Origin of the sequence: Burkholderia sp. E168m23, from assembly GCF_016586125.1 — a bacterium.
Taxonomy (GTDB): domain Bacteria; phylum Pseudomonadota; class Gammaproteobacteria; order Burkholderiales; family Burkholderiaceae; genus Burkholderia; species Burkholderia orbicola.
In genome coordinates this window covers 1-1560 of the sequence record NZ_BCPP01001281.1, presented here as the reverse complement: position 1 = coordinate 1560, position 1560 = coordinate 1, and the positions used below count along the sequence as shown (strand labels likewise).

The 1560-nt window shown below is 70.8% G+C and carries 3 protein-coding genes; all 3 read left to right on the top strand.

Annotated features, from left to right (window positions below; genetic code table 11):
- Positions 1-301 (top strand): carboxymuconolactone decarboxylase family protein (locus tag JMF90_RS36560; RefSeq protein ID WP_374104331.1); only part of this gene is annotated, 301 nt, incomplete at its 5' end.
- Positions 274-1389, top strand: a complete 1116-nt coding sequence (locus JMF90_RS36555; RefSeq protein ID WP_011549903.1) for an acyl-CoA dehydrogenase family protein — start codon at positions 274-276, stop codon at positions 1387-1389. The genes JMF90_RS36560 and JMF90_RS36555, both read left to right, overlap by 28 nt.
- The coding region (locus tag JMF90_RS36550) for an ATP-binding cassette domain-containing protein (protein ID WP_201326296.1) at positions 1386-1560 on the top strand (175 nt) is incomplete at its 3' end. The genes JMF90_RS36555 and JMF90_RS36550, both read left to right, overlap by 4 nt.

Below are 1560 nucleotides of genomic sequence, written 5' to 3'. Positions count from 1 at the left end.
GAAAAAAGCCCAGGTCGAGCGCGCCGACGTCGATGCGCTGCGCGACGGCGAGCCGGTCGCCGAGCCGCGGCTGGAAGCCGTCGCTGCTTTCACGCGCGCCGTGATCGCGACGCGCGGCGCCGTGACCGACGACGCGCTCGACGCGTTCCTGGCCGTCGGTTTCACCGAAGCGAACGCGCTCGAAGTGGTGCTGGGCGTGAGCCTCGCGACGCTGTGCAACTTCGCGAACAATCTGGCGCGCAACGAACTCAACCCCGAACTGGCGGCATACCGATGGGAACCCCGGACACAAGCCGCCTGACGGCGCCCGCGCTCGACGCATCGCTCGTCGACTGGCTCGACGCGAACGCCACGCAGCTCGACACGAGCGCCGCGTTGAAAGCGGAAATCGTGCCGCGCCTCGCGGACGCCGGACTGTTCCGGACCGGCGTGCCGGCGAGCCTCGGCGGCGCGGGCGGCACGACCGCGGACGCCATTGCCGGCATCGCCGCGGTGGCCGAGCATTCGCTGACCGCGGCCTTCGTGCTGTGGGGCCAGCGCAGCTTCATCGAATACCTGCTGCAAAGCCCGAATACCGCGCTGCGCGAGCGATGGCTGCCGGCGCTGCTCGACGGCCGTTGTGCCGGCGCCAGCGGCTTGTCGAATGCGATGAAATATCTGTCCGGCATCGAGTCGCTTCAGATCGACGCGACGCCGCACGCGGAACGCGCCGACGACTGGCGGATGACCGGCCGGATGGCGTGGGTGACGAACCTGCGCACCGAACGGTTCGTGGTGGCGGCAGCGGTGGCATTTGGCGATGGCCGGCCGTCCGCGATCGTCGCGATTCCGGATGACGCGCCCGGCCTGACTCGCAGCCCCGATCTCGACCTGATCGCGCTGCGCGGCAGCAACACCGCCGCGCTGCACCTCGACGCCGTACCGGGCGACGCCGCGTGGCTGATCCATCCGGACGCACAAACCTTCCTGTCCGCTGTGCGACCGGCATTCCTCGGCTTGCAGTGCGGGCTGTCGATCGGGCTCGCGCGGCGCTCGCTGGCCGAAGCGCGACGCGCGGCGGAAACGACGCGCGGCATTCTCGGCCCCGAAGTCGAATCCTGCGCGGCCGAACTGGCTGCCGCGTGTGCGCAACTGTCCACCGGCATCGCGGACGGCAGCCTGCGCCTGCATCCCGACCGCCTGTTCGAGTTGCGCATCGCGCTCGCGACGCACGTGGGCACGGCCGTGAACCTCGAACTCGAGGCGAGCGGCGGCCGCGGCTATCTGCGCGATGCGGGGCTCGGCTTCGAGCGACGCTGGCGCGAAGCGGCGTTCATTCCGATCGTCACGCCGAGCGTCGTGCAGTTGAAGGCGCAACTCGCCGCACGGACGCGGAGCATCGCCGCATGACGCGCCCGCTGCTGGACGCCCGCCATCTGACGCTCGGCTACGACGGCGAGCGGCGCAATACCGTGCTCGCCGATGTCTCGCTGTCGGTCGGGCGCGGCGAAATCGTCGCGCTGATCGGCCCGAGCGGCACCGGCAAGTCGAGCCTGCTGCGCGCACTGGCCGGGCTGGAGC

Coding starts and splice junctions, on each gene's coding strand:
- JMF90_RS36555 (WP_011549903.1), top strand. CDS start 274: ATGGGAACCCCGGACACAAGCCGCCTGACGGCGCCCGCGCTCGACGCA.